Consider the following 26,348-nt stretch of genomic DNA (forward strand, 5'->3'; position numbering starts at 1 on the left):
GCCGGACGGCGAGCGCTCCCCGTCCGTTCGTGCAAACGCATAGGAGACCCCGTGATGGGCCACGCAGAGAACCCGCGAGCCGCTGATACGCACATTGCCGTCGTCGGCATGGGATGCCGCCTTCCCCTCGACATCGACTCGCCCGCCGCGCTGTGGCGGCTGCTCGAGGCCGGCCAGGACGCGGTCGGCGAACCGCCGATCACCCGCGCCGGGCAGATTCCCCCGGCCCCGGTCGGCGCCACCGGGCAGATGCCGCGGTGGGGAGGCTACCTTCGCGACGTCGCTGGTTTCGACGCCGACTTCTTCGGGGTCTCGGGCAAGGAGGCCGACGTTCTGGACCCCCAGCACCGGCTGCTCCTGGAAGTGACGTGGGAGGCACTCGAACACGCCGGACTCCCCCCGGAGCGACTGGCGGGAACCTCCACGGGACTGTTCTCGGGCCTGAGCTACACCGACTACATGGAGTCCCTCGCCGGCCAACCCCGTGAACTCGAGGGCGCGATCCTGACCAACGGGCACTGTGTCGCCCCAGGGCGCATCTCCTACCTGCTGGGCCTGCAGGGCCCCTGCGTCGCGCTGGACACCGCGTGCTCGTCCTCGCTCGTGGCGGTCCACCTGGCCTGTCAGGCTCTGCGCAACGACGAGTGCGATCTCGCGCTGGCCGGCGGTGTCACCCTCATGCTCGGCGCGAGAACGACGATGTCCTTCGCCCGCATGGGGATGCTCTCGCCCACCGGTCGCTGCCGGACCTTCGACGCCGCCGCCGACGGCTTCGTACGCGGCGAGGGCTGCGGCGTCGTCGTCCTCAAACGCCTGGAAGACGCGCTGCGGGACCACGACCGCATCCTGGCCCTGGTCCGCGGTTCGGCCGTCAATCAGGACGGTCGCTCCGACGTCCTGGCTGCGCCCTCCGCCGAGGCCCAGCAGGCCCTGTACCGTCAGGCCCTCGCCCGAGCCGGAACCGACCCGCGCGAAGTGGGCCTGGTGGAGACACACGGCACCGGCACACCCGTCGGCGACCCCATCGAGTTCTCCAGTCTGGCCGCGGTCTACGGTGTGGGACAGGGGCGCTGCGCGCTGGGTTCGGTGAAGACGAACGTGGGCCACCTGGAACCGGCGGCCGGAGTCATCGGCCTGATCAAGGCGGTGCTCTGCCTTCAGCGCGGGCTCGTCCCGCCCAACCTGAACTTCACCCGCTGGAACCCGGCCATCGACGCCCGGGGCACCCGCCTGTTCGTCCCCACCGACCTGGCCGCCTGGCCCACCCTGACGGCCTCGCGACTGGCCGCCGTCTCCTCTTTCGGTTTCTCCGGGACCAACGCCCACGTGATCCTCGAACAGGCCCCTACGCGCAGCCGCACTACCGTCCTCCCCAGCGCTCCCACCACCGGCACCGCCACCAACGCGGACGCCGTCCCCGTTGACGCGGCGTCACAGCAGAAGCAGGCCACCCCGCCCCACGTCCTCCTCCTGGCCGCCGGCTCCCCGGACGCACTGCCCACCGCCGCCGCACGCCTGGCCCACTGGCTGGAGACCGAGGGAGCCGCCGAGCCCCTGCACGACATCGCCCACACCCTCGCCCTGCGTCACTCTCCCGGGCACGGCCGACTCGGGGTAGTGGGCGGCTCCCACGTCGAGCTGACCCGCGCCCTGCGTTCCTTCGAAGCCGGACAAGCCCACCCCGGCGTCGTACGCGGCCACGTGGGCGCGGGCGTCAGCCGTCGCCCCGTCTGGGTGTTCTCCGGTCAGGGCTCGCAGTGGCAAGGCATGGGACACGACCTGCTCAACAACGATCCGGCCTTCGCCGAGGCCCTGGCCGAGGCCGATGCGCTGATCGCCGCCGAAACCGGGTTCTCCGTTCTGCGAGCCGTCCGCGACCGCGAACACATCAGCGGCTGCGGTCGCGTGCAACCCGCACTGTTCGCCCTGCAGGTCGCCCTGGCCTCCACCTGGCGCGACCACGGGGTCGAGCCGGCTGCCGTCATCGGCCATTCCATGGGCGAGGTCGCGGCCGCAGTCACCGCCGGAGCACTCACCCTGGCCGACGGCGTGCGCGTCATCTGCCGACGATCCGCTCTCCTCACCCGCATCGCCGGAGCCGGCGCCATGGCGAGCGTCGGCCTCGACAGCGCGACCGTCGAGAACGAACTCGCCGCCATCGGCGCCGACACGGTGTCCGTGGCCGTCGTCGCCGCACCCGAGTCGACCGTCGTCGCCGGCACCATCGCCGCCATCCGGGACCTGACCGCCACCTGGCGGGCCCGCGGAATCGTGACACGCATGATCGACGTCGACGTCGCCTCGCACTGCCCCCAGGTCGACCCGCTGCTCGCCGACCTCGCCACCGACCTCGCCGGGCTGACCCCCGGCCAACCGGCCATCCCCTTCTACACCACCGTCCTGGACAACCCCCGCGCCACCCCCCTCTTCGACGCCGCCTACTGGTGCGCCAACCTGCGCCGACCCGTACGCTTCCACGCCGCCGTGGCCGCGGCCGCCGCCGACCGCCACCAGGTGTACCTGGAGATCTCGCCGCAACCCGTCGTCACCCACTCCCTCGCCGGAAGCCTGACCGGCCTGCTTCACGAGCCCGTGATCCTGCCGACACTGCGCAAGAGGGAAGACGAACGCACCACCTTCCGCACCCAGCTCGCCGCCCTGCACTGCGCGGGGGTCAGCGTCGACTGGTCCCGCCTCTACGCCGACGGCCACCTGACCGACGTACCCGCACTCACCTTCGACCGCCGACCCCACTGGACCGACGTCGCCCCGCCCCCAGCGGCCTCCCGGCACGCCGAACGCGCACCCGCCGCCCTGCCGGGAACACACACGGACGTGCCCGGCGACCAACCGCGCCACACCTGGCACGCCGACACCGGCACCGACGTCCTGCCCTGGATGGCCGACCACCGCGTCCACGGCCAGCCGGTCCTGCCCGGCGCCGCCTACTGCGCCCTCGCCCTGACCGCCGCCGACGAGGTCCTGCCCGGCGCCGCGCACGGTATCGAAGCGACCGACATCCACTTCCGCGAGATGCTGCACCTCGACGCGCACACGCCCGTCGGAACGACCGTCACCCTCACCGGCACCGACCGCGCCGACTGCGAAATCTTCGGCCAGGACAAGGACGGAGCCTGGGTACGGCAGGCAACCGCCAATCTACGCCGCATCGACCCATCCCCCCGGAAGCCGGCGTTCTCCGTGGACGCACTGTCCGCCGGCCACCACGCCGTCCTGGATCCGCACGCCCTCTACGCGAGCCTGCGCGCACGAGGCCTGGAACACGGGCCGGCCTTCGGCGGCATCACCGAACTGCGCGGTTCCGCCCAGGGCGACAGCTTCTGGGCCAGCGTGACACTGCCGGCCCCGGCACAGAGTGCCCCCCACGGCCTGCGGATCCACCCGGTCCTCCTGGACTTGTGCGCCCAGCTCGTCGTCGCCGGCCTGGTCCACGAATCAGGCCACGGCCTGGTGCTGCCCGTCCATGTGGGGGCCGTGCGGATCCTCGGAACTCCCGAGGACGCCCGCTACGCGCACGCCCGGCTCACCCACACCGCTGCCGACAGCATCGTCGGAGACGTGCGGCTGTTGGACGAGGCGGGAAATCCCCTCGTCGAGATCGACGCACTGCGCTTCATGCGCCATGGCCGGAAGGCCGACGAAACCGTCGACCGGTGGTTCCTCGAAACCCGATGGCAGCCCGTGCCGCGCCGGGAGCGCCCCGAACCTGCCGACCCGGGACCCTGGCTCGTCATCGGCGAAGCGGACGGATCCGCCCGGACACTGGCGGACGCCCTCGACCTCGCCGGGACACGCACCGACGTCCTCGACCTTCCCGTCGACACCGACACCCTCCCGCAGCTCAAGCAGACCATCACCCGGCACTGGGACTCCTCGCCCACACCGCGCGCCGTGGTCCTCCTGTGCGCACCGCCCGCGCCCGAGGACGACACCGGCGCGATCGCACTGCGCCGCACCCGCCGCCTGCTCGCCGCCGCCCAGAGCGCGATCGCGCACAGCGCGCCCACACGCCTGTTCGCCGTCACCCGATCCGCCCACGATCCGCAGCCGGGGCAACCCGCCGACCCCGCCCAGAGCACCGTGCGCGGACTCATGCGTGTGCTGACGCACGAACACCCGGAGCTGCGAGCGACCCTCATCGACGCCGACTACGCCGACGTCGACCTGCACCGGCTCGCGGCCGAACTCCTCACCGACCCCCCTGAGGACGAGATCGCCCTGCGCGGTGACGCCCGCCACATCGCCCGGCTGGCCTACACCCCCCTGTCCGAAACCGAACGCGCCACCGCCGTCACCCGCACCGTGCGCTACGGCACCGACCGCTTCCAGCTCCACGCGGAGCGGCTCGGCGACCTCGACGCCCTGCGCCTGACCGCCACACCGCGACGTGCCCCCGGCCCCGGTGAGGTCGAACTGCGCCTTCACGCCGCAGGCGTGAACTTCCGCGACGTGCTCACCGCCATGGGCATGCTGGCGACCGACGATGAAGCGGGCTACCGCATCGGCTTCGAGGCCACCGGCGTGATCACCGCCGTCGGACCGGGCGTCAGGCATCTGTGCGCCGGCGACAGCGTCCTCGTCGTCGACGTGCGAGGCGGCCTCTTCACCACCTTCACCACCGTGCCTGCGGCCGCCGTCGCCCCCATCCCGGCGGGCCTGCCCGCCGAGACGGCCGCAGGGCTGCCCATCGCCTACCTCACCGCCTGGTACGCACTGCGCCACGTCGCCGGGCTCACCAGCGGTGAGCGTGTCCTCATCCACAGCGCCACCGGCGGGACCGGACTGGCCGCGATCGCGGTCGCGCGGCGCCTGGGCGCCGAGGTGTTCGCCACCGCAGGCAGCGAGGACAAGCGCCAACACCTGCGCGCAATGGGCATCCGGCACATCATGGACTCCCGCTCGCTGGACTTCGCCGAGCAGACCCGCGCCGTCACGGGGGGAGAGGGGGTCGACGTGGTCCTCAACTCCCTCTCCGGGCGAGCCATCAGGGCCGGACTGGAAACACTGCGGCCCTTCGGCAGATTCGTCGAGCTGGGTGTACGCGACATTCTCGCCGACACCCCGCTGGGTCTCGGACTGCTACGACACAACATCACCATGACCACGGTCGACCTCGTCGAGCTCCAGCACACCCGCGCGGACACCTTCGCCGAGATGATGCGCGAGGTCTTGGCGGAATTCGACCGGGGCACCCTCACCCCGCTGCCCTACCGGACCCATCCGCTCGCGCAGGCCTCCGACGCCTTCCGCCTCATGGCCGGCGCCGGGCACATCGGCAAACTGGTCCTGACCATACCCAGCGAAGGCAGCACCACTGCCATCCTGCGCGAAGCGCCCTCACCGGTCCGAGCGGACGGCGCCTACCTCATCACCGGAGGCCTGCGCGGCGTCGGCCTCGCCACGGCCCGCTGGCTGGCAGACCAGGGCGCCGATCACCTCGTTCTCAACGGACGCACACCGCCCTCGGCCGACACCGAACGGGTCCTCGCCGGGCTGCGTGAACGGGGAACCCGCGTCAGCGTCGTGCTCGGTGACATCGCCCAGCCCGGCGTCGCCGAGAAGCTGGTGGCCGAAGCCACCGCCGACGGCGGGACACTGCGCGGCGTCATCCACGCCGCGATGGTCCTCGACGACGCCGCGGTGTCCAACATCACCGACGACCAGCTCGAACGCGTCTGGCATCCCAAAGCCACCGGTGCCTGGCGTCTCCACCAGGCCACCACCTCGCTGCCGCTGGACTGGTTCGTCCTGTACTCCTCCATGGCTTCCCTGTTCGGCAACCCGGGCCAGGGCGCCTACTCGGCCGCCAACGCGTGGCTCGACGCGTTCGCCACCTGGCGCACCGCCCGGGACCTGCCCACGTTGGCCGTGAACTGGGGGCCCTGGGGCGAAACCGGGGTCGCCACCGGCTTCGCGACCCGCGGCTACCAGACCATCCCCACCGCCGAGGGGCTCACGGCCCTCGCGGCGCTTCTGACCCACAACCGCGTACGCACCGGCGTCATCCCCGGCCCGCCGGACAGTTGGATTCCCCCGGCCGGCCGGAAGTCCTCGCTGTTCGCCCTCCTCACCCCCGAGGCGCCCGACATCCCCGCGCAGACGGTCGCCCAGGATGCCGTGCGCGACATCCTGGGCGAGCTGCAGGCCGCGGAACCCGGCTTCGCCCGCCGCACGATCCTCGAGGACCTCTTGGCCGAACACATCCGTACCGTCCTCCGGCTGGGGGCCAGCACCCTGGATCCGCAGACCCCGTTGAAGGCACTCGGGTTCGATTCCCTGCTCCGCATCGAACTGCGCACCCGCGTGGAGGACTCGCTCGGGATCAGACTCGCCAGCGACTTCGTTTCGGCCCACCCCACCCTGGCAGCTCTCGCCGACGGCCTCGCACAGCAACTCGGCATCAGCCTGGCCGCCGACGCCTCTCCTGTTCCCCCCGACGACGCCACATCCTCGGCCGTGGACCTCATCGGTCCCCGCCCGCCGCAGTTGGCCGAGTCATCGGACGCCACGGCCGGCACCAGGCCTCCGAGGAAGAACTCATGAGCTCACTTCAGGCCGCGAGCCCGCCGAACCGCCGACGGACCGTGAAGGACGGGATCCCGGCTTCGCCGGGGAGCGAAGCCAGGGGACGGACATGACCTCCACAAAATCGCCGGGCACGGACGCATGTGACGCACAGGAACGGCGCATCTCCATGTTCGTGTTCCCGGAGCCCCATCAGGTGCGGCCCGTGCGCCGCGCCGTGAAGGAAATCCTCAGCCACTGGGAGATGGCGCACCTCACCGATGACGCCGAACTCCTGACCACTGAGCTTCTGACGAACGCGATCCGGCACACCGATAGCGAGCATCCGATCAGGGTGACGATCGCGCTCGACCAGCGGTGGTTGTCGATCGGTATTCGAGACCGCTCCACGAGCGCTCCCCGAGTGCACCGGGCAATCACCTGTGAAGAAGGCGGGCGGGGTCTGCTTCTGGTCGAGAGCGTCGCCAGATCCTGGGCCTGTCGTTTCCATCGCGATGGAACCAAGACCGTCTCCTGCCGATTGTCGTTGTGAGACCGCGCGCGTCGTATCCCACGCCTGCCGCCACCGGCCGCACAGAGGCCGGTTCGCCCCCTGCCCGTCGGGCGAGGGGCGGGGCCAGGGGGCGAACGAACACCGGGATTTGCCGCATGGGCGATCCGGCGGCAATCATCATGCATGCATGGTTCAGGCGCCCTTCAGTATGTAATTCTCGCAATGCTCGGCAGAACTCCGCAGGAGGGCGGTTCGCGCCTCTTGTGCCGCTGGTCGAGGCCGCAACCCTTGCCAGGGCGGCAGCGGCCTCTGAAATTGCCTATGGCATATTCAGCAGATTCGACCATGTCTCGCGGTCGCCGCTAATTCAAGACGCTTTGTGGTGGCGAAGTTTGACAGTTAGGGGTTCGGATGCTCAGTTCAGAGGAGTACAAAGAGATTTGCGCCTTGCGTCGCCAGGGTTGGTCCGTCTCGGCGATCGCCCACCGCCTGGGCCGTGACCGCAAGACAGTCAGGGCCTATCTCAAGGGAGAGCGGACTGTAGGGGTCCGAGCAGTGCCCCATAACGAGTTCTTTCGATTCATCCCGTACTGCCAGCAACGGCTCGACGACGATCCGCACCTGCGGGCGAACGTTCTTCACAGCGAAATCGTCGAGCTGGGCTACGGCGGCGCCTATTCGACGTTCACCCGCGCCCTGCGCAGGCATCTGACGCGGCCGTGCTGCGAACTCTGCCACCGGGGGAGAGGCCCCACCTGCGGCACCGTGGAGGACGTGCAGTTCGACTGGGTACAGCTCCCGGCCCCGCCGGCCGAGTGGGACTGCGGGCGCCAGGCGTACCTGCTCATGGGTTCGCTCACGCGATCCGGCCGCTGGCGGGCGGCTCTGACCGCCACCAACGACCTCCCGCACTGCGTCGAAGCCGTGGACCAGGTGCTGCGTCGGCTGGGCGGCACCGGCGAACGCTGGCTGTTCGACCGGACTCCACCGGTCTGCTCACCGGCCGGCAAGGTGACCGCCGCCTTTCAGGAAATCGCGAATTATTACGCTGCCTCCATCGCGATCCGCCCGCAGATGGGACCGTCCATCCCCGCCACCCGTGCCCGCCGCTCCGTCGTCCTTCACTGGTGGGACACCACGGCCGACGATCTCGGCGTACAGACGGCACAAGACAGCCTCGACCGCCTGGCCGAGCGCTCGGACGGTTGGCGCCGACGGGCGGACTGCGACGCCTGGGCCCTGCTGCCCCTGCCCTCGAAGCCGTTCCCGGCTCGCATCTGCGTTCAGCGCAGGGTCGATCTCCACGGACTCGTGCCGTTCGAGGGTAACTTCTACCTGCTCCCCGCGGGTCTCGTTGGCAGCGAGGTAGGGATCCGCTGGCGGCTGGACGAACCCCACCTGTCGATCACGACCACCCACGGGGCGGTCATCGCCTGCTTCTTGAGGGCCCCGAGAGGGGCAGGCCGCACGATCGCCGGGCGCAGCGGCCCCATCACTCTGGAACGACCCACCCGGACCTCCAGCGCGAAGGCGCAGACCTGCACGGCAGGCAGAATCCCCCGCCCACGGTCCCGGGCCGCCCTGGACCAGGCCCAGGCCCTGTCCCGGCGCGACGACGAGCAGCCCACCAGACCGCTCCCTCGCGCCGAGGACCAGGAGGCGGATCCGCCACGATCGTGACGTCCCCCAGTGGTGAAGCGGTGCCTGCGGCCCGCGGTCGGGGCCCTGAAGAACCGAGGCCCGGCTCCAGGCCGAAGCCCGACGAAACGGCCGCTTCGGCGAGCTGCTCGTTGTCCGGCATGCCGCAGCCGGCACTGCCGACGGTGCCCGCTATCCCCGGCGCGGGCCTGGGGGCTGCGACAGGGGGCAGGGTGATGCCGTCGGCGCTCACCCGGGCGGCCTGCTTGTCCTCGCGCCAGCGGACATGGGCGATCCACGGCATCTGCAGCGACAGGCGCCGGCGGGTGGTGACCATGGCCGAGCGCCACGCCCCCTTCGCACGCAGCCAGGCAAGCTTCCAGCACCGGTCCGCCGGGTCGGGGGCCCGTGCCGGGTGGCGGGACCTCGGCACCACCCGCTGACACCTTCTCCCTCCCCGGGGCAGTGAGGAGGCCAGCCCTGCACGGACGTGGGCGTCGACGCGGTTCGCCCCTGAAAGCACTGAAAGCCCAGTCCTCACGGGGACCAAGGCTCACCCGATGCCCGGCGACGCGCACATATGACGTTCAGAAACAGCAAAAGCGGCCCAAGATTTGCCGTCTGGGGGCCGCTCCGCTGCCGTTAACTACGTCGTCTCCGACGGTACCAGGTGCTCGCAGATCTCGGCGAAAGACACCCGTCTCTCGCCCGGCCGGGCGATCCTGCGTATCGGCTCGGGGGCGGCGCTGACCCGAGAGGTAGCGCCCCCCTTGTTCCAGGCCGTCACTCTGCGGTTCGGCCGTGTCACTCCGGCCCTTCTGACTCCGCCGCGCCGCCGGCTCGACTGCAGCCGACGGCTGATGCCCGACAACTGCCCCAGCACGCACGGCGCCGCTTCTGCTGACGTACCTCCGCTCCCTGCCGGGGTCGGTGGCCTCCGTCCGCAGGCCGGCCATGCGACCGCCGGCCCTGTGACACACACCTTGCATTCCCCCGAACTCACCCATTCGCCCACCGTCCCGGCCGGGCTGCTCCTGGCGCCCGCTGCCGGTTCGGAGGTGGCCCGGTGAGGATGTACCGCGCCGAGGAGTCGGCGACTTGGACGACTCTCGACAACTTGACGGTGGACGACGATCTGTCGTGCCGGGCGCTGGGCCTGCTGACTCGGTGGCTGCGCCGGCCGCCCGGCGTCGAGATTGACAGCGTCCCGGACATGGTGAAGCGCGCCAAGCGGAACGGGGCGAAGAACCTGGAGGGCCGCGACGCCCTGTACGCGGCCTCGTACGAGCTGGAGCGGGCCGGGTACATCGTCCGACGGCTGATGCACCACAAGAACGGCACCCACGAGTGGGTGTGCGAGGTGTACAGCCGACCGGTGCCCCCTGAGCAGAGGACCGACCCGGACGACCGCAAGCGAGCCTCCAAGGGCTCCCCAAAGACACCTCCCCCAAAGCAGCCGCGCGGCCGGAAGTCCGCAGGTCAGGAGAGGTCTGGAGGTCCGGTTCCTGGAAACCCGGAACCGGAGCCGAATCCGGATTTCCAGGAACCGGCTCACCCGGATTCGGCTCACCCGGATTCGGGGGACCAGGGATCATCTTCCAAGTACTCCGCTAATGACTCTTCTTCCTCTACCGCTCCTCCGACGTCGGCCACCCCTGGTGCCACCGCCCAGGAGCAGGAGAAGAAGAAGATCGACGAGCAGGAAGAGCGTCCGCAGGGGCAGGCCGCGCCTTCGGCTGCGGCCGTACTCGCGCCCCGGGAGGAGTCCGCTCCCGCTGCCCCTGGAGCCGAGTTTCCGGCGGAGGTCCGGCGGATCGTGGCGGCCTGGCAGTCGGGCCGGGACTCGATCGGGGTCGGCCGCCACCGCGGGCCGGACGCCCTGGCGGAGTTCACCGAGTCGGCGACCCGGCTCGTGGCCAAGGGCGAGCCGGTGGAGTGGCTGGCGGCGGTCGCAGCCTGGATGGGCGAGGAGAAGCCGTCGTGGTGGCGCCTGGGCGAGGCGATCCACGCCCAGTACGCCGGTGCTCCGGCCAAGCCGGCCGCACCTCGGCGCCCGGACCCGGACAAGTGCTCGCGCCACCCGGCGCTTCCGCTGGACTGCCCGACCTGCGTCCGTGAGGAGCAGCAGCGGCGCGGCGGCAAGCCGGAGGGGTTGTCGATGGCCGAGATCCTCGCGGCCGAGGGCGTGCCGTGGCAGCCCAAGGTCAACGCCCGACCATCCCTCGAACAGCAAACGGCGGCCGGGGTCTGCACCCCCGGCCGCCGGGTCGAACCATCCCTCGAACAGGAGATTCGCCATGAGCGTACTGCCCGACGGCCAGGGTCTGGAGCCGGACGACCTGCCCGATGAGCTGCCGGAGGACGACTACGCGCCGGCCGGGGAGATGTTCGTCGAGCAGCTGCCCGCGCCGAGGTGGGGCGGGCGGACCCGCCGCACGGACGGCGGTCCGGTGGGGGAGGCGGTCCTGGAGCGGGTGCCGCCGCAGGACCTGGATGCCGAGCAGTCGGTGCTGGGCGGGATGTTGCTGTCCAAGGACGCGATCGGCGACGTGGTCGAGGTCCTCCAGCCCGCTGACTACTACCGGCCCGCGCACGAGACGATCCATCAGGCGATCCTCGCCCTCTACGCCAAGGACGAGCCGGCCGACCCGATCACCGTGGCCGGCGAACTGACCCGGCGCGGCGACCTGGAGAGGGCCGGCGGCCCCGGCTACCTGCACACCCTGGTCAACTCGGTGCCCACCGCGGCGAACGCCGAGTACTACGCCGCGATCGTCCACGAGCGGGCGGTACTGCGCCGCCTGGTCGAGGCCGGCACCCGGATCGCCGGGATGGGCTACGCGGCCGAGGGCGAGCTCGACGCCATCGTCCAGGCCGCCCAGGAGGAGGTCTACAAGGCCGTCAGCGCCCGCACGGTCAGCACCTCGTACGCCCCGGTTGGCGACGACGTGGAGGCGTTCTTCGACGGCCTGGACGCGACCAAGACCCGCAAGACCCTGGCCGGACTGTCCACCGGCTTCGCCGACCTGGACCAGCTCACCAGCGGCCTGCTGCCCCGCCAGCTCGTCGTCATCGGCGCCCGGCCGGGCGTCGGCAAGTCCACACTCGCCCTGGACTTCGCCCGGGCCTGCGCCATCCACCAGCAGAAGACCGCCGCCTTCTTCTCCCTGGAGATGGGCCGCGCGGAGATCGTGCAGCGACTGTTCTCCGCCGAAGCGAAGGTCGCGCTGCACCACATCAAGGCCGGCACGGTCACGGACGACGACGTCCAGCGCCTCGCCCGCCGGACCCCCGAGATCATGGACGCGCCGCTGGTGATCGACGACTCCCAGGAACTCACCCTGATGGAGATCCGCTCCCGGGCCCGGCGCATCGCCCAGCAGCACGGCGGCCTCGGCCTGGTCGTCGTCGACTACCTCCAGCTGATGCAGTCCGGCGGCAGCAAGCGCTACGGCAACCGGCAGGAAGAGATCAGCGACATCTCCCGCCACCTCAAGATGATGGCCAAGGAGCTGGAGTGCCCGGTCGTGGCGCTCTCCCAGCTCAACCGCGGCCCCGAACAGCGCCAGGACAAGCGCCCGATGGTCTCCGACCTGCGCGAGTCCGGCTCGATCGAGCAGGACGCCGACATTGTCATCCTGCTCCACCGCGAGGACATGCACGAGAGGGAGAGCGTCCGCGCCGGCGAGATCGAGCTCAACGTCGCCAAGCACCGCGGCGGCCCGCAGGCCGTGATCACCGCCGCATTCCAGGGCCACTACAGCCGCATCGTCGACATGACCCGCGACACGGACTGATCCCCGAGAGGCCCGAGAAACACCCTGATGGGCACTCAGGCCGCCCCGCAGCCACGCCCGCGCCGGCCTTAGCCGGGCGGAGCCGTGATCGCCCGGCACAAGACGATCTGGAGCCTCGCCCGCTGCCGCGCGGACGAGTGGAGAGGATGGCCACCTATGGGAGAGATAGAAGACGGTCTGGAACGCGCGCTGCGCACCCGGCCGATCCCCAAGTCCGTACCCGCCCGGGTCCGCTTCCTGGTCAAGGCCGCGAAGGGCTCGACCGCCGCTGTCGCCGGGCAGCTCGGCATCTCGCAGCGCACCGTGCAGCGGTGGCTCAAGGGCCCAGCGGCCCCGAAGCCGGCGGCGGCGCAGGCGATCGCGGACGCGGTCCGCGCGGCCTGGCAGCCCCGGGTCCAGCAGCGGGTGCGTCGGATCGCCGAACGCGACGGCTTCGTTCTGCACGCCAGCGCACAGTTCGGCTTCGCCAGTGCGGCCGGCTCCACCGACGACCCGCGGCTGCGCCTGATCACCCAGCACCTGCCCGGCGACGTCGCCGCCGAACTGTTCGCCGCCCGCGACGCCGGCGCCTCCGAGACCGACCAGGCCGCCATCCTCGCCGCGGGTCTGCAGGAGCACTACTTCCGCGACAGCGGGCGCCGCGCGTCCGGCCTGGCGGTGGAGTTCACCGGCATCGAGTGGGCCGACTTCGGCGTCCTGTGACAGTGCCGCCGCGAAGCCGTCGCCCGGGGCCGCCACGTACGCGCACGGTGCGCACGTGGCGGCCCCGGCTTCGGTGATGGCCAGTGCCAGCGGCGGCGTCCGGCCGCTTGTCCCACCCGTGGGACATGTCGGTCCCGGGTTGCCCTGCGAGTTGCCTGCGGAGTTGCCCACCGAGTCGCCTGCGAACGGCGCCGGGCGGCGCCCGGCCAAGAGGCCTGACCTGCAAGTCAAGGGGCAGGACAAGGGGGCGCCGACTACTCCCTGGGACACCCTCCGGCGGCCGATCACGGCAGTACCGGGCCGCCCGCTGCGCCCCGCCGCCAGGCCTGTGCACAACCTCAACCCGCCGGGCCCGGCGCCGGCGGGGCCCCCAAGGCTCGCGCGCATCGCCCGCGCGGGGTCTGTACCGTCATCGGTGTAACTCCCGATCAAGGAAGAACACCTGATGAGCGACGTGATCGTCTCGGCTGAGGCGGTTGAAGAGGTCCGGCCGGCTGAGCTGTCGGCGGACCTGCTGGACGACCAGTTGATCGGGCAGCTGGTCGACCGGGCCCGCGCGAGCGGCCTCCAGTTGACCGGCGAGGGTGGGCTGCTGCAGCAGCTGACCAAGCGCGTGCTGGAGTCCGCCCTGGAGGGCGAGATCACCGACCACCTCGGATACGAGAAGCACGACCCGGCCGGCGCGGGCAGCGGGAACTCCCGCAACGGCGTCCGCTCGAAGACCGTGCTGACCGACGTCGGACCGGTCGAGATCGACGTGCCCCGCGACCGCGGCGGCAGCTTCGAGCCGTAGATCGTCAAGAAGCGGCAGCGGCGGCTGACCGGCGTGGACGAGATGGTGTTGTCCCTGTCCGCGCTGGGCCTGACGCACGATGACATCTCCGCCCACCTGGCCGAGGTCTACGGCGCGAGCGTGTCGAAGTCCACGATCTCGACCATCACCGACAAGGTCATGGACGGGATGTCCGAGTGGCAGAACCGGCCTCTCGACCCGATCCATCCAGTGATCTTCATCGACTGTGTGCACGTGAAGGTCCGCGACGGCCGTGCGCTTTTGCACCGTACCCGCCGGGTGCATTTCGGCCGCGCCTCGTTGAGTCGGCGCCGCCGGTGTGCTGCGCTGTCGGGCATGGGTCCGAGGTCCGGAGGACGTGCGCGGCGCACCGCGGCACTCGCCGTGGTGCTGGCTGCCGCCGCCGCAGGGTGCGGGCAACTGTCCGGCCGTGAGGACGCCGCCGCGGCAGTGGTGGCGGCCTTCGAGCAGGACACCGCCGGCGGTGACGCGGCAGCAATGTGCGCGGCGCTGGCGCCGGGCACCCGGGAGGAGCTGGAGGACCAGGAGAAGGAAGGCTGTGAGCAGGCGATCACCGGTCTGGGGCTGCCGGCCGGTGGGAAGCTGCGCCGGATCGACGTGTTCGGGCAGCAGGCCCGCGCCGTCCTGGAGGCCGACACCGTCTTCCTGTCGGCCTTCCCCGACGGTTGGAAGATCACCGCGGCAGGCTGCGAGCCCCGGCCGGAGATGCCCTACCGGTGCGATGTGAAGGGGGACTGACCGTGCGTACCCTGTTCGGCCTGTGCATCACCGTGGTGGTCGGCGGCCTGGCGTACTTCACCACGATCGGGCTGTTGCAGCGATGAGCGCCGCCGGCCGGTTCCTGCGGAACAACAGCCTGACCCTGGTATTCGGCACCGCCTTCCTGCTGGCGCTCGCCGGACAGGCGGCCGCGGGGATGGCGGACCTCAACAACCAGCTGGTCGCCGCCGGCCTGCAGCCGCTCGGCGTTGCCGGCTACCTGACCAGCTCCCAGTTCGCCGTCGACGTCACGGAGAACTGGCAGTCCGAGTACCTGCAGTTCTTCCTGTACATCTTCGGCACCGTCTGGCTGCTGCAGCGCGGCTCCCCGGAGTCGAAGGAACTGGACAAGGCCGGTCCGGAGTCCGAGCGCGAGCAGAGGATCGGGCCGCACGCCACCGATGCCTCCCCGGCCTGGGCCCGGGCCGGGGGAGCCAGACTCGCCGTGTACTCCCGCTCCCTCGGGCTGGTCATGGCGCTGTTCTTCGTGGGCTCCTGGGCGTCGCAGTCGATCACCGGCTGGTCCGCGTACAACGCCGACCAGCTGCGCGACCTGCAGGCACCCGTCACCTGGGGGCAGTACGTGCTGTCCGCGGACTTCTGGAACCGCACCCTGCAGAACTGGCAGTCCGAGCTGCTCGCGATCGCCTCGATGGCGATCCTCTCGGTGTACCTGCGCCAGCGCGGCTCGCCCGAGTCCAAGCCCGTCGGCGCCGCCCACACCTCGACCGGCGTCGAAGGCTGACCCCCTGAGACCAAGGTCGGTGCCCGGTCTGCTTCCCTTGCGGGTTGGGCGCTCCCGAAGTGGGCAGAGGCAGCCCATGGGCGCGGTCACCGCCGTTGCGCGATGCGAGCGGTGCCTGTCGCACCGCCTGGCCGCGGTGCGTGTGCCGTGGCTGCGGGCCGTGCTGGATGCGGTCGGCCGAGCCGCTCGGTTCACCGGTCTGTGGTGGGCCATCTCCGTGGTTCTGGCCGTCCGGGGCGGCCCGCGGGGGCGGCGGGCGGCGGCCGAGGCACTGGCCTCCGTGGCCGTGGCGGAGGCGGGTTCGGCGCTGGTGGCCAAGCGTCTCGTCCACCGGCGCAGACCCCCACCCGAATGGGCACCCGGCGGCCACGGCCACGATCGCCCCGACAGCTCGTCCTTCCCGTCCGCGCACACGGCCGCGGCCGTCGCCTACACCACGGCCCGCGCCCGCACCTTGCCCGCTGTCGGTGCGGCGTGCGCCGCGGCCGCCGTCCTGGTGTCCATGCAGCGAGTCACCAGCGCCGCCCACTGGGCCGGCGATGTCGCTGCGGGCGCCGTGATCGGCGCGGTTGCGGCCCGTGCCGTGCACGTCACGGCCAGGCGCCTGGGCGAACACGGCCGCGTCGGCGTGAACCGGTAGATGTGCGCCCTCCACAGGCGCGCCCGCCGGGTGGGCCGCCCGAGCGCACCGGGCCGGCACCGCCGGGAGTTCACGGCCCGTCAGGCGGCGCCCGCACCCAAGCGTCGATCCTTCCGCTTCTGATCGGGTTTACTGAATTCCAAGCGCGCCTCCGCCGTTGCCGGGCCGGACCTGCTGTTTGGTGGGGCCGGGCCGGGTATACGTGCGCGGCACGAGGAGACAATCCCTTCGCGGCGGTGTGCGGCCCGACGGGCCGTGCCCAGACACCGGCACCAGACGGGCGGCTGGGCGGGAAGCCCACCCGGCCGTTCCTCGTACCGCAGCGCTGCTGCGGATCGTGTGTGCGCACGCCCCGGGCAATGACGATGAGAGGCGCGCAAGGATCATGTCGGTTCCGGGAGGGCCGGGATCGGGCGGGGCCGTGTTTCACCGGAAGGGCTGAACGCCGCCGACGGCGCATGCCCCATCACCCGCCGGCTGCATGCATGCATGCATGCTCAGCCCACCAGCTCATCCTAGGTGCAGGTAGCGTGCGATTCGCCGGTCTGAACAGTGCGGTCCGCTTCTCGCTGCAGGCGTAGTGGCCGCTCGGGCGGCCTCGTGGGCCGCCGGTCCAGGAGGCCGCGCCGATGGTGTCGGTCGGTCCGGGCGAGCAGCGATGGGGCGGACGGAGCATACGGGGGTTGGCACGAGTCCGGACTCGGCGTCAGCTGTTGACGAAGTCCCGGACCTGTCCGTACACCGTCGGGTCGGAGCCGATGGCGATGTGGCCAAGGCAGACCGTTTTGGTGTTCTGCGCCCCGCTCAGGGAGACGCTGCTGTCCGGGTTGATGACGGTGTCGCAGGGCGACCACCAGGTCGCGTAGCGGGGGGTGCCGGGGGTCTCGTCGCCGGCGTTGAGGTCGTTGAGGAAGGCCGACCCGATGCGCATCTCGTAGCACGAGGTGTCGACGCAGCCGTTCGCCCAGTCGGTGCCGTGGTTGGGGCCGCCCAGCGAGACCCAGGCGTCGATCTTCCCGCTGCCGCCGAGGTTCTTGGCGTAGTAGCGGCTGGACAGCCCGCCCATGGAGTGCGTGACGACGTCGACCTTGGACGCGCCGGTGGCGGCGAGGAGCCGGTCGACTTCGGTGGCGAGCTGCTGGGCTGTGGTGGCATTGGACTGGTGCCAGTCGTAGCTCCACTGGCCGAGGTATGCGGATGGCCAGCCGTCGGCTCTGAAGTCGTCTGCCATGGTGTTCCAGTAGGAGCCGGACGAGCTGTATCCGTGGACGAACAGAATCGGGTTGCTGGAAGCGGTGAAGGTGGACGTGCCGCCGGCTGCGTGGGACGGGGTCGCAGTGGCAAGTGCGAGCAGCGCGGTGGCGAGCGCGGCGGACAGTGATCTCTTCTTCATGACCTACCTCGTCATCGGCGGTTGGGGAAACGCGCGCTACGAGGTTACCTGCGGGTAGGAGAGTCGAGTCAATAGCATTCTGAAAATCGACGATCGGCCGCAAGGGATTGCATTATCGATCCACCTCGAAGCGTTATTGGATTTTCGCTCCTCCAGGTATTGATTCGAAACGGTAGAGGTTCTGGGTCGTTGAACGTCGTGTGAGTGAACTGGTGGGGGATGCGCGGCACTGGTCACCGTCGGCGCGGGAGGCGTTGCGGTTCAGGGCGTGGCCGCGCTGGTTGAAGGCCGGGGCCGAGAGGAGGTCGCGGTGGTGTTCAAGGTGTCGCTGAAGGCTATGGACGGCTGGTGGGCGAGGTGGCTGGCCGGCGGTCAGGGCGCGCTCTTCGCGCGGCCGCGGCCGACGGGTCGGAGAACACCAGGTACTGTCCGAGGCCGAGCAGGCCGCGGTGCGGCAGGCCGTGCTCGACCACCTCCTGAACGCCCTCGACCAACTCCACGGCCTGCCCACCGGCTGACCCCGCGCCGCCGCGCTCATGGACCTCGCGAGTGCTCCTGCCTGCGCCGAGGACCTCTCCCCGTTCGGTCGGCTCGGCACTGCCGCCCCGTACGTATGGCGGCGCGATCAGGCGTTTGGCGACGCACCGTCGCGGCTCACCGAGCAGACGGCCGAGACCCTGCGAGTGCCGGCCACCGATCGGGTGACGGAGCCGCGGTTGCAGCCGACACGACCAAGCACGATCACGCTGGTCCGGGCAGCCGTCAACGGCAGACGCGGCCTCACCCTGCCGAGTGGCAGCTGAAAGGGCTCATTGAACCTCTTTCATCCTGGGTTTTCCCAGGTCAGGAGGGTGTGGACGGCAGAGATGGTCCGGCCGATCCGGTTGGTCGAGCAGCGGGCCCGTCGTAGAAGTCGCCAGGACTTGAGCCGGGCGAAGGCGCGTTCGCCGGGTGCTCGGAGACGGGCGTGGTCGCGGTTGTACTGCTGGTAGTGCTCGGGCAGCTCGGCGTACCGGTAGTACGGGGTTCGGACGGTGACGCCGGCGCCCTGGTAGGCCCGGTCGGCGAGCACCAGGACTTCGCGGGTAAGGCAGGCCTGGACGATCCCGTGGGCACGGGCCGCAGTCAGGTCGTGGGTGCGACCGGGCAGGGCGGGGGAGAACCACAGGGGCGTGCCGTCAGGGGTGGCGACGACCTGCACGTTCATCCCGTGCTTGCGGTGTTTTTGCGAGTAGTACGGCTCGTCCGCCTTGATCCGGTCGGTCGGGATCAGCGTCCCGTCGACGATGACGAAGTCGCCCTCGCCCAGGCCGACCAGCGCCTCGCGCAGGCCCGGCGCCCAGGCCGCCAGGACCTCCACGGTCTCGTCCACATATCGCCAAGCCGTCGCCTCCGACACCCCGAACCCGGCCCCGACCTGCGCCAGTGTCTCGTTCTTCCGCAGATGAGCCAGGACGAGTAACGCCTGCTTGAAGCAACCCAACTTCCGCCAGCGCGAGCGCAGTTCACACCTTCGGGTATGGATCAGCCACGAAACGTGCTCGACCAGCTCGTGCGGGACGTCGAGCATGATGCCCCTATGGATTTCAAGTGGTGGTCGGCAGGGGCAGACTGGCACGGATGATCTTGTAGATGGTGCGGGCGAGATAGCGCTTCAGGCAGCGGATGATCTCTCGCTTCGAGAGGCCTTCTGTGGTGCGACGACGCATGTACTCCTGGGTGGCGGGGTCCCAGCGCAGACGGGAGAGAACCGCCCGGAACAGGGCGGCGTTGGCCTGCCGATTGCCGCCGCGGCTGAGTCTGCGCCGGCTGGTCTTGCCCGAGGATGCCTCAACCGGGCTGGTTCCGCACAGGGCGGCGAAGGACGCCTCGCCGCGCAGGCGGTCGGGATTGTCGCCGGCCGCTATGAGCAGGGCGGCGGCCGAGTCCGGTCCGATGCCCTGCATCTGCATCAGTTCGGGAGCCGTCGCCTGGATCATCGACGTCATCCGTTTGAGGACGTCTTTGATTTCAGCGTCGAGGAACCGGACGCGCCGGGCGAGGCTGCCGAGCGTGTGGACGACAGCCTCCTCCGCCGGTGCCAGTCCACTCCAGCCCTCTGCAGCACACTGGACGATGAGCCGAGGCAGCGGCAGGGCCTCCAGTGGTTCCCGCACCCGAGGGCTCGCACTGACCAGGACCGACCTGAGCTGGTTCACGGCCTGGACCCGGGCTTTAACCGCGGAGTCCTTGGCGACCTTCAGAACCCGGATCGCCTCGACGGGCCCGTCGCCGTTCTTGGGCACGACCGCCGCCTCACCGCTGAGCACGGAGCGGGCGGCGGCTTCCGCGTCCACCGCGTCGCTCTTGCCCCGCCTGCGGCGCATCGCCCGGTTCGGGCGGTTGACCTCGATGACCTCGACACCGGCAGCCCGCAGAGCCCGGGTCAGGCCGGAGCCGTAGGAGCCGGTGCCCTCCACACCGGCCCGTTTCACCTGGCCAAGAGCGCAGGCCCAGTCCAGCAGCTCCCGGTAACCAGCAGCGGTCGCGGCAAACGCCCCGGTCCCGAGCACCGCGCCGAGCGTGTTGAGGGCCACGGCCACGTGGCAGTCCTTGTGCGTGTCGACACCGATGACAACCTCGGCCTGCTCGGCTGCCTCTGCATGAGCGGTCATGGACGCGTCTTCCCCAACCCCTGGTAGGAACAGAGTGCCACCGGGTTGGAAGGGCGGTCAGACCTGTGACGATGCCGGAGCAAAGCCCCTATTCGGACACGAGCTTCCGCCCGGAGGCACACGCACCGTCCCGGACGCAGCCGGCAGATCACACTCAGGGCATCCACGAGCAAGCCAGGCAGGATATGGGCCAGGCCGCCCCGGAACGGCGCTGCCATCCTCACAGGCAGGATACGGAACCAACAGGGCCCCTCGGCGACGACGTGATGAGTGGAATCACCACGCCAACGACGAGGGGCCCTGCCGCGTCACCGATACCCCTCCTGACCAGACCATTTCATCCTCCAGCGCAGGATGAAAGAGGTTCATTGCTTCCGCGTTCCTTCACTCGGTCCTCGTGGTCGCAGCTACCGTTTTCGCCGACTCTCCACAGCCAGATGGGCCCGGTCGCCCGTGGCCCGGTCGGGCTGAGTCCCGGCTCGGCCGGTGTGCCCGGCCGGGGCGAGGCCTGCTGGGCAGACTCCGGTTTCGTATGCCGCCCCGGCAGTGCCGGATGGTGCAACTGGCAGCACGCCTGACTTTGGTTCAGGAGGTTCGGGGTTCGAATCCCCGTCCGGCAGCGCAACACCGCAGTGTTCACGGAGGAACCGGCCGTCAGGCCGCGCCGGTACGCGATGGGCGCCCGCACGGGTTCGCGCTTCCTCCGCCGAGGGCGAGCTGGGCATGGGAGAGCCCAGGGGTCTGTAAAACCCCCACGGCAGCCAGGGCTACCAGGTCCAGCCGTTCGATCTCGACCACCCGGACCGACTGCACAAACTCAAGGGGATCCGGGCATGCGGCACGGTGCGGGACTTCGTGCCGTTCGCCTCGGCCTCGCTGGAAGCGGTCTGGGGACAGGTCGAGAACCGTCTGCCGGATGCGGCCGCCGCGGCTGAACGCGGGGACGTCTTCGACGACGACCGCCACGTCGAGGTGCTGAAGGACTTCATCGCCCTGCACTGGGTTCGCTCCCGGTTCTACCGCGACCTCCATCACCGGATCGTCACTGACACGGTCGCGAAGCTCAGGCACGAGCTGGTCACCGAGTGGGCCGACACGCTACGCAAAGACACCCTCCGCCGCACCGGTCTGCATTTCGCGGGCCCGGCGGGTTTTGTGGCGGCGGCGGACGAACTCCTGCAGCCCCCATCTGGAGGACTACAACACCGGAGCGGACCTCCGCGTGCGTATCGAGGAGAACTTCGAGAAGGCGAAGGGCATCATCCGCGCATCCGGACTGCAGATCCTGAGCCCGGAAGCCGGCGAGTACCTGCTGGGCGACACCCCGGCCATGACCATCCGGCAACGGGGCGACAGGAACGAATACGGGGATGGCGCTGGGGGACTCCGGCGCCGTCGTCCTTCCGCTGGGGCCCACGCACCTGCTCGTCGGCCGGTCGCCGCGTGACGAGATCGCCACTCTCCCGGCCGAGATGGTGGTGAGCATCAACGCCCTGCAGATCGAGATCGCGCATCGCCACGTCTACCTGCGCCCCCACAGCGGGATGGAGCGCTTCGTGAAGGCCTACCTCGCGGGCGGCGGCCGCCCACGTTGACGAGCTGCCCGGCGGCCCCTGCCGGTACCGCGCTCCTCGAAGCGTTCGCGGGCGGGTCGGCGGCGCGCTCTGGCATACCGTGAAGGGCCCGGGGAGCTTCCCGGGCCGGGGGAAGGGGACGGGTTCGTGCTGGAGACCGAGGTGCGCCCGGGGGCGGCGCGTGAGTGGGCCGTGCCGGGGTCGGGGCAGGCCGGCCGCTTGGCAGCGGGGGAGTTGCCGCAGGCGGTGGGGCAGATGCTCGCTCTGGTCGGCTGGGTCGGCGAGGGCAGGCCGGTGACGTCGACGGGACAGTTGCTGCGCGCGGATGCGCGGGAGCTGGTCGACCTGCTGGGCACCGGAGGCAACACGGGAGCCGGGGCGGCCGGGCCGTTGCGCGGGGTGCAGGTGCTGCTGGCGTGGGCGCACCATGCAGGCCTGGTGACGACCGACGGCCCGCGGCTGCGCCCCGGACCCGCGGCCGGCCGCCTGCGGGAGGATCCCGGTGCGCTCCAGGATACGTTGTTCGCGGCGGTGCCGCGGCTGGAGGACTCCCGCTGCGGCTGGCAGTCCGTGCGCCTCCACCTGGAGGGCTCGGCGGACTTCAGTGCAGGCCTTGCCGTCCTGTGGCGGCGCCTCGGCGCCGGCCCGCTGACCGAGGCGGAGGCCGCCCGGACGGTCTGGGAGGAGCTGACGGCCCGCCACCAGGTCGAGGAGCGTCAGATCGCGGGCCTGACCTCGTGGAAGGTCGTGGTGGCCCGGGACACCGCCAGGGCGCTCGCCCTGTACGAGGCGGTGGGCGCGGTCCGGGCCGGGGACGGCCGCATCGCTGTGACCGGCTACGGCCGCGGTCGGGCGCTGTCCGGGCTGTGCGACGACGATGCCGAGCGGCACAGGCACGGCGAGGTGCTCGTCCACTGGCCGTAGCCACACCCGCTGCCCGGCCCGGCCGCGCCGCTGCCCTGTCCCGGCGGGCAGTACGGGGTGGGGGCGCTGTCGTCGGGCGGGTGGCGGCGCGGGAGGAGTCGAAGCGGCCCGGGCGAAGCCCTACATACGGCGCGCCGGCAAGTCCTCCCGGGCTCGCCAGAAGTCCGCGTCGCGAGGGTCGGCCAGCCACGTCGTCATGCGCTCGGCACACGCTTCGAATGCCCGGGGCAGCGAGATCCCGTCACCGACGGCGAACTTGAGGACGTCGACGTCATGGGTGCCGTGGTCGATCTCGCACCAGCAGCCCACGTTGACCGATGCGGTCACCTCGTGCTGGCCCTGGTCCGTCCAGCCCACCTGAAGCTGGAACTCCAACCAGTCGCTTCCAGCAGCCGGTTGAACAACGCACAGGAGGAGTATCACGTGCGCCCGGGACTGCGGACCTGTGAAGACCGCATGCTTCGGCCACCAATCCCACCCCTTGGCGCCAGCCTCCGACTGGGCCGCGCGAACGCGGCAAGCCGCGCGCTGCATCGATTCAACGCCAGTGGCAGACAACTGAGGGAACAGCGTGCTCAGGGGGACGGCCTCGATGGTGCCTCGGCTCATGGACATGAGCTGATCATCCGGTCGGGTCGGTGTGGACGGCAAGGTCTCTGTGTCCTCGGTGCCCCAGTGGACGTGCGGAGTTGAGAGTGGGTTGCCGTCACAGGGCCGCCGGCCGAGTACCGGTGGCCCGTTCTGTCAGGGTCCGTTTGCGGGCGGTGGTTGATGCAGTTCCCCGGCGCAGCAGCCCATGGCGTCCGCCCGCCGGGGGCGGTTGTCCTGACCGGCCTGCGATCCGCTCCAGGCATCTCTTGTCGATGTCCCGGCGTCGGCCTCGGCGCCGCACCGCCAGCCACGCCTTACAGGCGGACGATGACGAGGGCGGTGTCGTCGGTGACGCCGCCGGTGGGCAGCAGGTCGGCGAGGACGGCGTCGGCGAGGGTGTCGGGGTCGAGCGGGTCGGCCCCGGTGGCGGCGTGGTGGCGTGCGAGGGAGTCGGTGAGGGCCATCAGGCCGGTGTCGATGTCCTGGCCGCGGCGTTCGATCAGGCCGTCGGTGTACAGGGCGAGGACGTCGCCGCCGGCGAACGCGAGGGTGGCCTGGGGGCGCGGGCTGGGTTCGGGGTGGGCGTCCAGCGGCGGGTCGGTCGCCGCATCGAGCAGGACCGCGGTGCCGTCGGCGTGGAGGAGGACGGGCGGGGGATGCCCGGCGCTGGAGTAGGTGATCGTGCGCTCGTCCCAGTCGACGAAGCAGGTGACGGCGGTGGTGGATTCGGCGCCGTCGAGGAAGTGCGCGTAGCGGCCGAGGGCGTCCAGCGCCCGGGCGGGGCCGACGGCGACGAGCGAGGCGGCGGACAGGGCGCTGCGCAGCTGGCCCATGACGACGGCGGCGGCGAGTCCGTGGCCGACGACGTCGCCGACGGTGACGGCGATGCGGTCGCCGCCCGGGAGGGGGATGAGGTCGTACCAGTCGCCGCACACGTTCAGCGCGGCGGTGGCGGGCCGGTAGCGCACCGCGGTGCGGTGGGCGCGGATCGGCCGGGCCGGGGGGAGCATGGCGCTCTGCAGGGCGAGGCCGACCTCGCGTTCGCGCGCGTGGGCCTGCCGCAGCCGCTGGTTCACCTCTTCGAGTTCGCGCAGCCGGCTGTACAGCTCCGCCTCCACACGCAGCTCGGCGCCCGGCCCGCCCACGGCGCGGATCAGCGCGGTGACCTCCTCCACCCGGTGGATCACCAGCACGACCCGCCCGCCCGGACCGAACACCGGCGCGTTCACCGGGCTCCAGTACCGCTCCTCCCACCGGCCGGGGGAAGTCTCGACGTCGTAGCGCTGCACCGCCATCACGTCGCTCTCCCCGCCGGCCAGCACCCGCCGCAGCGACGCCTCCAGGTCCCGCATCCGGGAAGTATCGACGTCGTGCGGCTGCCGGGGGAACGCGTCGAACAGATACCGGCCGACCACCTGCTCCCGGCTGCGCCCGGCCTGGAACAGGAACTTCTCGTTGGCCGCCGCGAATACCAGCTGCGGGGTGAGGAGCGCGACCGCGCCCGGCAGCGCCTGGAACACTGCCGCGAAATCGAGGTCCGCCTCCGCCATCTGTGCTGCTGCCTCCGCCGTTGGGTTGGTGCTGTCCGGATCCGGCACAACCGCGCGGGAGCGGCCGCCTTCGCCTTCGCCGATGTATCGGGAGTTCCCGAGGTCGTCGGCCCGGAACCCGCCCGGCAGCGACTTCCCCCCAACGCAGCCCCACCGGGCCCCGGAGGCGGGCCGCTGGCTATCAGGGCAGGCGCAGAGTCTGTCCGACCAGGATGAGGTCGGGGTCGTCGCCGATGGTGTCCAGGTTGGCCTGGTAGAGGGCGGGCCAGCCACCAGGGACCTCGAGGGTCTGGGCGATGCCGTCGAGGGTGTCGCCGTCCTGCACCACGACGGTGCCGTCCTCCGCCGGGCCGGGGTCCGCAGCCGCGGCTGTGTCCGGTTCGGCGGTGGCCGCGGGCCGGTCGACAGTCGGCTGCTGGCCGGCGGGCCGCTTTGCCGGTCGCGGCGCGGGCACCGTGTGGTGGGCGCCGGTGCGGCCGACGCGTGCGCCGCAGACGGGCCACGGCGCGAGGCCACGGCGGGCGGCGAGGTGTTCGGCGACGGCGATCTGCTGCTCGCGGGTGGCGAGGTCGGCGCGCGGGGCGTAGGCGGTGCCGCCGTTGGCGCGCCACGTGGCCCGGTCGAACTGCAGGCCGCCGTAGTAGCCGTTGCCGGTGTTGGCGTTCCATCGGCCGCCGCTTTCGCAGGCCGCGACCTTGTCCCAGTCGACGCCCTGCCCGGCGGCCCCGGCGGCCCCGGCGGCCCCGGCGGCCGCGTTCGCCGCGGTGGCCGCCGCGGCGGAGACGGCGTGCGCGGGGGCGGCGATGGCGCTCCACAGACCCGCTGCGCAGGCGAGGGCGATGAGGTACTGCAGGATCCGGTGGGCGATGGACACGGTGGTGCTCACTCCCCGAGAGGTCGGCGATCGGCGGCAGGCGCCCCGGGGCACCGCCCCCACCGTTGGCACACCCCACCGCCCGGGCCCCGCCGACATCCCGCATAGGTCACCCGCCCGGCCGTGCGTGGCCACCCGGCTGCACCACGCCCACCCGGACCCTGCCCTCGTCCGGCCCGGGCCGGCTCAGGCCGTGGCCTGTCGGTGGGGCGGGCTACGGTCCCTCCACGATGTGGGAAAGCGTGGCCCCGCTCTGGCGAGCAGCACGGGGCGGGGCCACTTCCGGTGCGGCCCGGCAGGACGCCGGCGTACCCGGCGGCCGCGCCGGTGCCCCGGCCGACGCCCGGCATACTGCCGTCCTGATCCAGCGAGGAGGGTGGGGTGCGGGTGGTGATGGTGGGCCAGGATCAGGTGGGGGCGCGGCCTGCGCGCCGGCCGGCCCGCAGCCGGGTACGCCACGGGCAGGCCTCCTGCGCGGACTACGGCTGCTTCTGATCTTTTGGTTTCGGGGTGACTATGGTGGCGTCAGGACGAGTCCGGTCTCGGCGATGAAGCCATCGAGGGTTGCGTCCAGGGAAGTGGTGTACGGGTTCCACCCGTTCCGGGGGTTTCGTCCCGGTAGCGGGTGTCGCCTGAGAACGTAAGACGGCCACC

The 26,348-nt window shown here is 71.2% G+C and carries 17 protein-coding genes, 1 tRNA gene and 1 pseudogene; 12 read left to right on the top strand and 7 right to left on the bottom strand.

Features of this window, described 5'->3' with window-relative positions:
• Nucleotides 1-54 precede the first annotated feature (54 nt).
• The 9 genes and pseudogenes from AB0M03_RS18980 (at nt 55) to AB0M03_RS19020 (ending at nt 16,134) form a co-directional block, all read left to right on the top strand.
• Nucleotides 55-6,564, top strand: coding sequence for a type I polyketide synthase (locus AB0M03_RS18980; RefSeq protein WP_363492701.1), 6,510 nt, complete (start codon nt 55-57; stop codon nt 6,562-6,564).
• A gap of 91 nt (nt 6,565-6,655) precedes the next feature.
• Nucleotides 6,656-7,078: an ATP-binding protein gene (locus AB0M03_RS18985; RefSeq protein ID WP_363492702.1), complete on the top strand. Its 423-nt coding sequence runs from the start codon at nt 6,656-6,658 to the stop codon at nt 7,076-7,078.
• 372 nt (nt 7,079-7,450) lie between these two features.
• A complete protein-coding gene (locus tag AB0M03_RS18990) occupies nt 7,451-8,719 on the top strand; it encodes an IS21 family transposase (RefSeq protein WP_363492703.1) in 1,269 nt (422 codons plus the stop codon).
• Between the two features lie 1,024 nt (nt 8,720-9,743).
• Entirely contained in the window at nt 9,744-11,027 is a 1,284-nt protein-coding gene (locus AB0M03_RS18995) for a hypothetical protein (protein WP_363492704.1), read from the top strand.
• Nucleotides 10,975-12,474: a replicative DNA helicase gene (gene dnaB, locus AB0M03_RS19000; protein WP_363492705.1), complete on the top strand. Its 1,500-nt coding sequence runs from the start codon at nt 10,975-10,977 to the stop codon at nt 12,472-12,474. Before AB0M03_RS18995 ends, dnaB begins: the two co-directional genes overlap by 53 nt.
• A 156-nt stretch (nt 12,475-12,630) precedes the next feature.
• Nucleotides 12,631-13,176, top strand: a complete 546-nt coding sequence (locus AB0M03_RS19005) for a helix-turn-helix domain-containing protein (RefSeq protein WP_363492706.1) — start codon at nt 12,631-12,633, stop codon at nt 13,174-13,176.
• Between the two features lie 445 nt (nt 13,177-13,621).
• Nucleotides 13,622-14,224, top strand: a pseudogene (locus AB0M03_RS19010) (transposase); the annotation flags it as partial.
• Between the two features lie 586 nt (nt 14,225-14,810).
• A complete protein-coding gene (locus AB0M03_RS19015) occupies nt 14,811-15,494 on the top strand; it encodes a DUF6766 family protein (protein ID WP_363492707.1) in 684 nt (227 codons plus the stop codon).
• Nucleotides 15,495-15,570: 76 nt separating this feature from the next.
• Nucleotides 15,571-16,134: a phosphatase PAP2 family protein gene (locus AB0M03_RS19020; protein WP_363492708.1), complete on the top strand. Its 564-nt coding sequence runs from the start codon at nt 15,571-15,573 to the stop codon at nt 16,132-16,134.
• A gap of 706 nt (nt 16,135-16,840) precedes the next feature.
• On the opposite strand, the gene AB0M03_RS19025 is transcribed toward AB0M03_RS19020, so the two are convergent.
• The 3 genes from AB0M03_RS19025 to AB0M03_RS19035 all read right to left on the bottom strand — a co-directional run bounded on the left by AB0M03_RS19025 (nt 16,841) and on the right by AB0M03_RS19035 (nt 20,181).
• Entirely contained in the window at nt 16,841-17,527 is a 687-nt protein-coding gene (locus tag AB0M03_RS19025; RefSeq protein WP_363492709.1) for a triacylglycerol lipase, read from the bottom strand.
• An 823-nt stretch (nt 17,528-18,350) separates the two neighbouring features.
• A complete protein-coding gene (locus AB0M03_RS19030) occupies nt 18,351-19,097 on the bottom strand; it encodes a transposase family protein (RefSeq protein ID WP_363492710.1) in 747 nt (248 codons plus the stop codon).
• Nucleotides 19,098-19,113: 16 nt separating this feature from the next.
• A complete protein-coding gene (locus tag AB0M03_RS19035; protein ID WP_363492711.1) occupies nt 19,114-20,181 on the bottom strand; it encodes an IS110 family transposase in 1,068 nt (355 codons plus the stop codon).
• A gap of 547 nt (nt 20,182-20,728) precedes the next feature.
• Here AB0M03_RS19035 and AB0M03_RS19040 point away from each other — a divergent pair.
• Nucleotides 20,729-20,801 (top strand) — tRNA-Gln (locus AB0M03_RS19040).
• A 34-nt stretch (nt 20,802-20,835) separates the two neighbouring features.
• Here the strand turns inward: AB0M03_RS19040 and AB0M03_RS19045 are convergent.
• Nucleotides 20,836-21,252: a hypothetical protein gene (locus AB0M03_RS19045; protein ID WP_363492712.1), complete on the bottom strand. Its 417-nt coding sequence runs from the start codon at nt 21,250-21,252 to the stop codon at nt 20,836-20,838.
• A 299-nt stretch (nt 21,253-21,551) separates the two neighbouring features.
• Between AB0M03_RS19045 and AB0M03_RS19050 the strand changes: the two genes are divergently transcribed.
• Both AB0M03_RS19050 and AB0M03_RS19055 read left to right on the top strand, forming a co-directional pair.
• On the top strand, nt 21,552-21,776 hold the full coding sequence (locus AB0M03_RS19050) for a hypothetical protein (RefSeq protein ID WP_363492713.1): 225 nt from the start codon (nt 21,552-21,554) through the stop codon (nt 21,774-21,776).
• A 234-nt stretch (nt 21,777-22,010) separates the two neighbouring features.
• Nucleotides 22,011-22,679 (top strand): hypothetical protein, encoded by a 669-nt coding sequence (locus tag AB0M03_RS19055; protein ID WP_363492714.1) that lies wholly within the window; start codon nt 22,011-22,013, stop codon nt 22,677-22,679.
• 120 nt (nt 22,680-22,799) lie between these two features.
• Here AB0M03_RS19055 and AB0M03_RS19060 read toward each other — a convergent pair whose 3' ends face one another.
• From AB0M03_RS19060 to AB0M03_RS19070, 3 genes are all read right to left on the bottom strand, one after another.
• On the bottom strand, nt 22,800-23,294 hold the full coding sequence (locus AB0M03_RS19060; RefSeq protein ID WP_363492715.1) for a hypothetical protein: 495 nt from the start codon (nt 23,292-23,294) through the stop codon (nt 22,800-22,802).
• 290 nt (nt 23,295-23,584) lie between these two features.
• A complete protein-coding gene (locus tag AB0M03_RS19065) occupies nt 23,585-24,820 on the bottom strand; it encodes a SpoIIE family protein phosphatase (protein WP_363492716.1) in 1,236 nt (411 codons plus the stop codon).
• 181 nt (nt 24,821-25,001) lie between these two features.
• Nucleotides 25,002-25,706 carry a transglycosylase family protein gene (locus tag AB0M03_RS19070; RefSeq protein ID WP_363492717.1) on the bottom strand — a complete coding sequence of 235 codons (705 nt, stop codon included), beginning with the start codon at nt 25,704-25,706 and terminating at the stop codon, nt 25,002-25,004.
• Between the last annotated feature and the right edge of the window lie 642 nt (nt 25,707-26,348).

The organism is Kitasatospora sp. NPDC051914 (genome assembly GCF_040680995.1).
In the GTDB taxonomy this organism is placed as follows: Bacteria; Actinomycetota; Actinomycetes; order Streptomycetales; family Streptomycetaceae; genus Kitasatospora.

Bases quoted from the DNA above. Each gene is read 5' to 3' on its own strand.
- AB0M03_RS19065 (WP_363492716.1), bottom strand. From the start codon at position 24,820: ATGGCGGAGGCGGACCTCGATTTCGCGGCAGTGTTCCAGGCGCTGCCG.
- dnaB (WP_363492705.1), top strand. From the start codon at position 10,975: ATGAGCGTACTGCCCGACGGCCAGGGTCTGGAGCCGGACGACCTGCCC.
- AB0M03_RS18985 (WP_363492702.1), top strand. From the start codon at position 6,656: ATGACCTCCACAAAATCGCCGGGCACGGACGCATGTGACGCACAGGAA.
- AB0M03_RS19055 (WP_363492714.1), top strand. From the start codon at position 22,011: ATGCTCGCTCTGGTCGGCTGGGTCGGCGAGGGCAGGCCGGTGACGTCG.
- AB0M03_RS19015 (WP_363492707.1), top strand. From the start codon at position 14,811: ATGAGCGCCGCCGGCCGGTTCCTGCGGAACAACAGCCTGACCCTGGTA.
- AB0M03_RS19025 (WP_363492709.1), bottom strand. From the start codon at position 17,527: ATGAAGAAGAGATCACTGTCCGCCGCGCTCGCCACCGCGCTGCTCGCA.
- AB0M03_RS19005 (WP_363492706.1), top strand. From the start codon at position 12,631: ATGGGAGAGATAGAAGACGGTCTGGAACGCGCGCTGCGCACCCGGCCG.
- AB0M03_RS18980 (WP_363492701.1), top strand. From the start codon at position 55: ATGGGCCACGCAGAGAACCCGCGAGCCGCTGATACGCACATTGCCGTC.
- AB0M03_RS18990 (WP_363492703.1), top strand. From the start codon at position 7,451: ATGCTCAGTTCAGAGGAGTACAAAGAGATTTGCGCCTTGCGTCGCCAG.
- AB0M03_RS19060 (WP_363492715.1), bottom strand. From the start codon at position 23,294: ATGTCCATGAGCCGAGGCACCATCGAGGCCGTCCCCCTGAGCACGCTG.
- AB0M03_RS19035 (WP_363492711.1), bottom strand. From the start codon at position 20,181: ATGACCGCTCATGCAGAGGCAGCCGAGCAGGCCGAGGTTGTCATCGGT.
- AB0M03_RS19050 (WP_363492713.1), top strand. From the start codon at position 21,552: ATGGCGCTGGGGGACTCCGGCGCCGTCGTCCTTCCGCTGGGGCCCACG.
- AB0M03_RS19030 (WP_363492710.1), bottom strand. From the start codon at position 19,097: ATGCTCGACGTCCCGCACGAGCTGGTCGAGCACGTTTCGTGGCTGATC.
- AB0M03_RS19020 (WP_363492708.1), top strand. From the start codon at position 15,571: ATGGGCGCGGTCACCGCCGTTGCGCGATGCGAGCGGTGCCTGTCGCAC.